Genomic DNA, 7,279 nt, shown 5'->3' with positions numbered 1-7,279 from the left:
CCCCAAACAAACCACCCCCCCCCCCCCCCCCCCCCCCCACCCCCCCCCCCCGGCCCGCGCCCCCCGCCCCCCCCCCGCTTTTCGATCTTTCACAGCGTGGCATCTTCACGAAAAATCCAACATGCAATCCCGCCAAAGCGCCGTCCCATGCCGTTTACGCGAAACCGGCATGTTTTTGTACGGCACCGCGCAGATTTTTGTGGCTCAGAAGTAGCGGCGGCGCGTGCGGCTCTCGGTCAGTTCGCGAACCGCTTCGCGGAATTCGCGCAGGCTGGCGCGGATTTCCTCGATTGGCGCTTGCTGCTCGGCATCCTCCACGGCCCGCGACGGCTCCGCCGATCGCTGATGAGGCTGAGGCGCCTGCTGCTGCGCGACGGGCGGCTGTGGATAAGACTCGGAAGCGGGCTGAGCCGGATCGGACTGCTGCCCGGCATTGGCGGCCGGCATCGATTGCGGATAGGGATAGCCCGGCTGCTGCGCGTAGCCCAATGGCTGCGCGTAGGGATAGAGCTGCGGCCCGGAATATGGCCGCTGCGTCATCATGGGAGGCGGCAGTGGCGGCTGCGCCGTCTGCTGCGGATGGCCGCCGGGCTGGAAAGGTGGTGCCGGGTATGCTGTCGCGACCGCCTGCCGGGGCTCGAAGGCCGGCGCCGGCCGGGGATAGGCGCGGTATTGCGGATCCTGCGTTGGCTCCCCGTTTTCGGCAGAGGCCCATTCGACGGTATCGAACGGCTGCTCCCGGGATGGCCTGCGCGAGACGGACTTGTGCAGCCTCGACAGCAAGGCACCGATCCGGCCGGGACCTTCGGCCGGCGAGACCTCGGCTTGCTGGACAGGCGGTGGCGCGGCCGGCGGTGGTGATGCAGGCGGGGGTGTCGATGGCTGCGGCGCTGGTGGTAATGGCGGCGCCGGCGGCGGCGCTGCCCGATATGCCTTGTCTTCGTAAGGCGTCCGGCGTTCGTCCGCGCCATGGTCGCGACGCGAGCGCGAATTGGCGGTGTCACGCAGGCTCTCATAGGCGCCACGCATGGCTCCGAGGCCAATGCCGGAGGCGAAACCCAGCAACAGGCCGGCGAGCGCGACCACGACCCGCGACGGCCCGTTCGGCTCAAGCGGCGCGAAGGCCTTCGAGATCACATTGATGTTGGCGGTGTTGATGTCCTTCTGCTCGCCGGTCTCCTTGGCGCGCAGCAGGTACTGTTCGTAGACGGAACGCTTGGCGGTCGCCTCGCGCTCCAGTTCGCGCATCGACACGAGGTCGCTGTTGACGTCGCCGCTGCGGACCTTCAGCTGCGCCAGGCGAGAGGCGAGATCCTGTTCGAGCTGGACGGCGCGCTTGAGGTCGACCTGCAGCGACGAGCCGATGCGGCGCAGCTCAGAGGCGATGCGGTCGCGTGCGCCGGCAATCTGGGCATTGATCGCCTGGAGTTCGGGGTGACGCGGGCCGAGCCGGATGGCGGCGCGGTCAGCTTCCTGCTTGAGCGACGCATATTGCGAACGCAGATCGCTCATCGTGTTGGAGTTGATCTCCTCCGGCAAGGTGCCGGTGAGAACCGAATTGACGTCGACCGAACGCGCCGAGGCCGCCCGGGCGTTGAGTTCCAGGGTCCGGGCGCGCGCGACCGACAGCTGCTCGTTGAGTTTCAGCATCTCGTCGTCGCTGATGAGATGGCCCTGCGCGTCGACGAGATCGTGCGTGGCCCTGAAATCCTCGACCTTGCGCTCGGCTGCCTCGACGCCCTTGCGCAACTCGTCAAGCCTGGCCGTCAGTTCGTCGGTGGCGCGGCCTGCGGTGTCCGACTGTATCTGGCCGAAAGTCTGCAGGAAGACATCCGTCATCGTGTTGGCGATGAGGGCCGATTTTTCGCCATTCTGCGTGGTGGCGCTGACGGTGATGACGAAGGTCTTGCCGCCGCGCTCGACCGAAAGGCTCTCAGCCAGATTGCCGACAGCAAGCGCGCGGCGACGGCTGTCGTCGACACCCCCCGGCCCATCATTGCGGGACAGGATGGAGCGAATGAGCGACATGACACTGAGGCCGCCGCCGCCTTGCCCATTGAATTCCGGGTCGTTGACCAGATTGAGCTTGTCGACGACCTTGTTGAGAACAGTGCCTGATGTCAGCACCCGGACCTGGTTCTCGACGATGGCCAGCGTGGCGTCGGAAGCGACGACCGACTGGGTGAGATCGCGGTCGGTGAGCTTCAGGTCGCGCGGGTCGACGATCAGTTCAGTGGTGGCCTCATATTTCTTCGGCGTCGACAGCGCGATGGTGATGCCGAGCGCGGCACCCAGCAGTGTCGTCGTCACGATCAGCAGCTTCGACTTGCCGACACCGCGCACCACCTGCATCGGATCGATCAGCGGCTTCCAATGCTGGCTGTCCGTGCCGTCGTTTCGGGATAACGACGCGTCGCCTGCAGCGTAAGGTTCCGATGTATGATCGGCGCGACGTGCGCCAGCGGTTTCGGCGGCACCGGGCTGTGTCCGTGGCGTGGTTTGCGCGCGGTAAGCTTGCTCATGATCCCCGTCGGCCGCGACCGGATCCCCCGACAGTTTCGGGTTGCGCGCCTCGCGCTGCGAGCGGGCGAGGCGATGACGCGTGGCGGCGTCCTCGCGCCATGACGGGTCTGCCCGGTCGCCGATCGAGACCAGCGACGCGTCGGGTTCGTCGCCACGCACAGCCTGGCCCAGCGCCAGCAATGAGCGCTCGCGCTTCCAGTCTTCGCGGTTTTCCCTGTCGACCATCGTCTGGAACTTTACCCTTGGCGACCTGCGAACGGAGATTGGCCATTCGTTAAGCCACGCTAAACAGGCATGGAAAACAAAAGGTTAATTTTCCCGAGCCGAAGCGTCGGTTTCTCGTTTCGGTTGCATCTATTTTCGACACAAGCCCAGCCGCCAGAACGGCACGTTAAGTTTTCCGGCCTAGGCTCTCCTTGAGACATGACGCAGGCCAGTGACATACCGCAAAGGCGGCCCCTCGCCCGGATCGGCACTTTTTTGGCCGAACGACGGGGGCTGCTTCGCGACTATTTCTCGGCGATCAGCGGTGCCGGTGGGCGACTGGTGTTTTCGCTGGCCTATTTCATCGCGCTGGCCAACACGCTGTCGATATCCGAATTCGGCATGTTCGCCACCGCGTCGGCGGCCGGCGTCATGCTGTCGCGCATCCTCGCTTTCGGGTTCATCTCGGCGCTTTACCGCACCGCCACCATCCGCCCCAATCTGATCGGCACCTTTTCCGCCGGCTTCCTGCTGCTCGGCGTGCTGTCGCTGCCGCTGCTGGCCGTGGCCTCGTTCGGCGTCTATCTGCTTTTCTTCGCCGACACCGTGCCGCTGTCGGTGTTTGCCGCAATCGTCTTTTCCGAAGCGCTGTTGTGGCGGCCGGTGGAGGTGGCGCTGATCGTCAACAACGGCCTGGGCAAGTTCGGCCGTGCCGCGCTGCTGGCCATCCTGGCGACCGCGCTGCGGGCGCTCGGCGCGGTGCTGTTCATGTTCTCAGCGCAACACAGCGTCTGGATATGGTCCTGGTTCTATATCGGCGCCAATGCCGCCTCGCTGCTGATCGCCTTCGGCTTCTTCTACCCGCGCCAGAGGCTGCGGCTGCGCGTCGAGCTTTATCTCAGGCGATTGGCCGATTCCATCTATGTGGCCGGCGCCGAAGTGCTGTTCTACCTGCAGATGGAGTTCGACAAGCTGCTCGTGCTGGCAATCGGCGGCCCGCATCTGGCCGGCATCTACGCCATCATCATGCGGCTGGTCGACCTGACGGCGATTCCGATCCGCACCTTCTCGATGATGCTGGTGCAGCGCATGATGCGCGCGCCGGAACTGCTGTCACGGCTGGCGGTCAAGAGCGGCATCGAAGGCGGCGTTTTCGCGGTGTCGACGCTGGCGCTCTTGACGCTCGGCATCGTGCTGCATTTCTTCCCCAATGCGCTCGGCAAGAATGTCGCCGAGGCTGCCCCGCTGGTGGTGCTGGCAATCTGCGTGCCGGGATTGCGCAATCTGGTCGAATACCAGGCCGAGCTTTTGTTCGCACGCGGCCAGACGCTGGTGCGGGCGCTCAATCTCGGCCTGCTCGCCGGATTGAAGGCGCTGTTGCTGACCTATGTGCTGACGACCATCCTCGACACGCCGAAGCTGGTGCTGTCGCTCAATGTCGTCTTCCTGCTTTTGTATCTCGCCTCGACGCTGCTCACCTATTCGGCGATGCGCAAGCCGGCCAAACCCGTCTAGGACTTTCTCATTTGTACATGACTTCTGGACAAACGGAAATCGTTGTCCGAGAAAACCGGTTTCCGCTTTTCGGGATGATCTAATCCAGCCCAATCAGACGGCGGATGCGGCCGATATCGGTGCCGATGAAGGATTGCATGCCGATCGCCACCTGCTCCGGCGCCATGGCGGCAACGAAGCGGCGGAACTCGTCATCCGAAAGCGCTTCGCCGGTCCAGTGCACGCGGCAGAACTCTTCGGAACCGTGGAAGTGGCCGGCTCCGTCCAGCAGATCGTCGACATAGCGGCCGTAGATCATGCATTCGGAGAATTTGCGCGCCGAGCCGACGACCTCGACCCAGTTGCGACCATGGACCCTTTCGATCGCACCGCACATCGCCAGCACGGTGTCGCGCCGCCAGGCGATCAGCGTCGAGATGTAGTCATGGTTCGACGTCCGGGACGGGTCGATGCCGAGTGCTGAGCCGGCGTTGCGCGACCAGATGCGATGCTCCTCATGACCTTCGTCCGCCAGCACAGCGTCGCGGCGGAACAGGCGCACCTTGCCATCGCGCCAGAAGGCGCCGCAGTCAAAAGGTTTCAGGAAGGCAACATCGGAATCGCAGAAGATGAGCACGTCTTGAGATGCATGCGCCGAGATGGCGATGCGGCGCAACTGCTGCACATGCCAGCCGCGCAGCGGCTGGGTCTTCAGGCTGAGCCAGACGCGCCGGCGAAACAGGCTGAACGGGTCGTCGAAGGCGTGCAGCCAGCGCGGCAGCAATTCACGCTCGTTGACGACCGTGCGGCGGCCGGTCTCCAATTGGCGAAACAGGCCGACATCGCGATGCTCGACCAGGATGTAATGGTGCGCCGCGCCGGAAACGTGGCGATCAAGTGTCTCGCACAGCAGGCGACAGCGCTCGAAATCGGGCGCATAGCTTGCCGTCACGATGGCCGCCGTCGGCTGCCGAAGCGGGCTTGGCTCGACAGCGGCACCTGGCACGAACCTGCTGTTCATTTGATATCTCCCGCGGCTTCGGGCGCAAGCGAGAATTTCTGCCTGACGACGCGCAGCAGGAACAGCGGGTTGCCGACCACATAGCGGCGCCATAGGCGGCCCGGCTCGACAGCCAACCGGAACAGCCATTCGAGCCGCAGCCGGCGCATCCACAAGGGCGCGCGGGGCACCGCGCCGCTCAGGAAATCAAGCAACGCGCCGACGGCGATCGGCAGCGTGCAATGGCGCGCGTCGATATGGCGTTCGATCCACAATTCCTGGCGCGGCACGCCCATGGCCACGAGCAGCACGTCGGGCCGAAGCGCGGCAATCCGGTCGACGATTTCCTGCTCCTGCGAAGGGGGGAAATAGCCGTCATGGATCACCACGAACCGGTGCTGCACGGCCAGTGCCGCCAGCTTGACCGACGCCGCTTCTGCGTTGACGCGCGTCGCGCCGAGCAGCCCGACGGTCAGCGGCGTCGTCGAGGCCTGCAGGAAGGCCGGGACGAAATCGGTACCATTGAGATTGTCGGGAAACGGCGCCCCGTAGAGGAGCCTCGCCGCCAGATCGATGCCGATGCCGTCGGGCAGGATGAGGAAATCATCGAGTGCTTCGGCGAACACCGGGTCGGTATAGGCGATGTTGGCATTGTGGGCGTTGAGGAAACTGACCTTGGTGAAGCGCCGCTCGGCAATCAGCCGGTTCAGCAGGGCGATGGCATCGTTCCAGCGGACCGCAACCACCGGGATGCCAAGAATCGTCTTCAGCGTGTCGAGCCCGAACGCGGCGCGGGCGGAATGCATGTTCATGCAAACGCCTCCTGCCTGAGAGGGGCGAGCTTTTCGAGGCCGAGCCGGATGGCAGCGTCGAGCGCCTTGACCTGCGAGCCCCGGAACGCGCTGCCGTCAACGTCGCGGATGTCGGCCGCCGCAGCCTCGAGCGCCCTGGCGAAGGCAACGGGATCGTCGGTGACGACGCAATTGGAAGGACGGTGGTCGATGCCGCGCAGCGAACGGCTGGTGGCGACCGAAGGCAGGCCGAGCTCGAAGGTTTCGATGGTCTTCAACTGGACGCCGCTGCCGGCGGTGCTGATCAGCGGGATGACGGCACCACCGCGCACGAAAGCTTGCGCGTCGGGCACGCGGCCGACAAATTCGACACCCGGGTGCTTCGACGCGACGCCCGAAGGCATGTGGCCCGCAATGCGGATGCGGAAATCGGGCCGCAGATGCGGCACGACCTTGCCCAGGAACCAATCGAGGCCGATGCGGTTCGGCTGCCAGGTCCAGGTGCCGATCAGGGCGGCGTCGCAATCGGTGCGGCGCGGGCTTTTCAGGGTTGGCGCCTGGGCACCGGTCACCAGCGGCAGCACCGCCGAGCGGTTGTCGGAGGCGACACCGAGTGCGGCGCGGTCTTCCTCGGCCAGGGTGAAGACGAAGCGCGCCCGGCGGCAGAGACGCTCTTCGACGGTCTTGAGCAGCCTCGCCTCGCGGCGAAACAGCAGGCGCTGGAAGAGACCGTCGGCGGCAGCGGCATTCTCCCGCGCCGAAAGATGCTCGACATTGTGGGCAACGAAGATCGAAGGCCGCTCAGCGAACAGCTTTTCGAAGGCCCCGGCGAACTGCACGGAATTCAAGACATAGCCGTCAAACGGTCCGGCACGCTCAATGGCAGCGAGAACATCTCTGTCGGACATGGCGCGCAGCTTGACCGACGCGAAGGTGAGGCCCGAAAGCAGCGCCTTGCCGACCCAGGCCAGCTTTTGCCGCGCGGAGGCATTGTCCGTGCGCACGTCGATCGCACCCAGCACCACGGTGTTTTCGGGGTCGGCCGCGGGCTTCCCCGGCCAGGTAAAGCCGATGACGGTGACGCGCGCGCCAGCGCGCCGCAAGGCAGCGATGATCGCAGCGTTGGCGATCTCGTAGCCCGAGGCGAGAGCGCCGTCGGGCACGATCGATGTGGCAAACAGCAGATGCATCTTACCTATCCAGTGGTGTAGCCGGTAGCAAAGTGCGGTGAACCCTTGATTAAGCCTGCACATTCGACGACCGAAAG

Annotated in this window: 5 protein-coding genes; 1 reads left to right on the top strand and 4 read right to left on the bottom strand. The window is 65.1% G+C overall.

The features are described from left to right. Positions 1-204: 204 nt before the first annotated feature. Positions 205-2,748 (bottom strand): GumC family protein, encoded by a 2,544-nt coding sequence (locus AC0L2D_RS26590; RefSeq protein ID WP_473543170.1) that lies wholly within the window; start codon positions 2,746-2,748, stop codon positions 205-207. A gap of 198 nt (positions 2,749-2,946) precedes the next feature. On the opposite strand from AC0L2D_RS26590, the gene AC0L2D_RS26585 reads away from it, so the two are divergent. Then, positions 2,947-4,242, top strand: coding sequence for a lipopolysaccharide biosynthesis protein (locus AC0L2D_RS26585; protein ID WP_473543168.1), 1,296 nt, complete (start codon positions 2,947-2,949; stop codon positions 4,240-4,242). 79 nt (positions 4,243-4,321) lie between these two features. Here the strand turns inward: AC0L2D_RS26585 and AC0L2D_RS26580 are convergent, their stop codons facing one another. Genes AC0L2D_RS26580 through AC0L2D_RS26570 form a run of 3 tightly spaced genes read right to left on the bottom strand, consistent with a single transcriptional unit; the run spans position 4,322 to position 7,202 of the window. Then, on the bottom strand, positions 4,322-5,242 hold the full coding sequence (locus AC0L2D_RS26580; RefSeq protein ID WP_473543166.1) for a DUF6492 family protein: 921 nt from the start codon (positions 5,240-5,242) through the stop codon (positions 4,322-4,324). Continuing rightward, a complete protein-coding gene (locus tag AC0L2D_RS26575; RefSeq protein WP_024504805.1) occupies positions 5,239-6,033 on the bottom strand; it encodes a WecB/TagA/CpsF family glycosyltransferase in 795 nt (264 codons plus the stop codon). The genes AC0L2D_RS26580 and AC0L2D_RS26575 overlap by 4 nt, the downstream gene beginning before the upstream one ends. Beyond that, complete coding sequence (locus AC0L2D_RS26570; RefSeq protein WP_473543164.1) at positions 6,030-7,202, bottom strand: glycosyltransferase family 4 protein; 1,173 nt, start codon at positions 7,200-7,202, stop codon at positions 6,030-6,032. The genes AC0L2D_RS26575 and AC0L2D_RS26570 overlap by 4 nt, the downstream gene beginning before the upstream one ends. Positions 7,203-7,279 lie beyond the last annotated feature (77 nt).

The sequence above is a fragment of the Mesorhizobium sp. WSM4833 genome, assembly GCF_055811095.1.
The sequence above is the reverse complement of the archived record's forward strand: the minus strand, read 5'-3'. Positions and strand labels throughout refer to the sequence as shown.

Excerpts from the sequence above, each read along its gene's own strand:
- AC0L2D_RS26590 (WP_473543170.1), bottom strand. The coding sequence starts at position 2,748 with ATGGTCGACAGGGAAAACCGCGAAGACTGGAAGCGCGAGCGCTCATTG.
- AC0L2D_RS26585 (WP_473543168.1), top strand. The coding sequence starts at position 2,947 with ATGACGCAGGCCAGTGACATACCGCAAAGGCGGCCCCTCGCCCGGATC.
- AC0L2D_RS26580 (WP_473543166.1), bottom strand. The coding sequence starts at position 5,242 with ATGAACAGCAGGTTCGTGCCAGGTGCCGCTGTCGAGCCAAGCCCGCTT.
- AC0L2D_RS26575 (WP_024504805.1), bottom strand. The coding sequence starts at position 6,033 with ATGAACATGCATTCCGCCCGCGCCGCGTTCGGGCTCGACACGCTGAAG.
- AC0L2D_RS26570 (WP_473543164.1), bottom strand. The coding sequence starts at position 7,202 with ATGCATCTGCTGTTTGCCACATCGATCGTGCCCGACGGCGCTCTCGCC.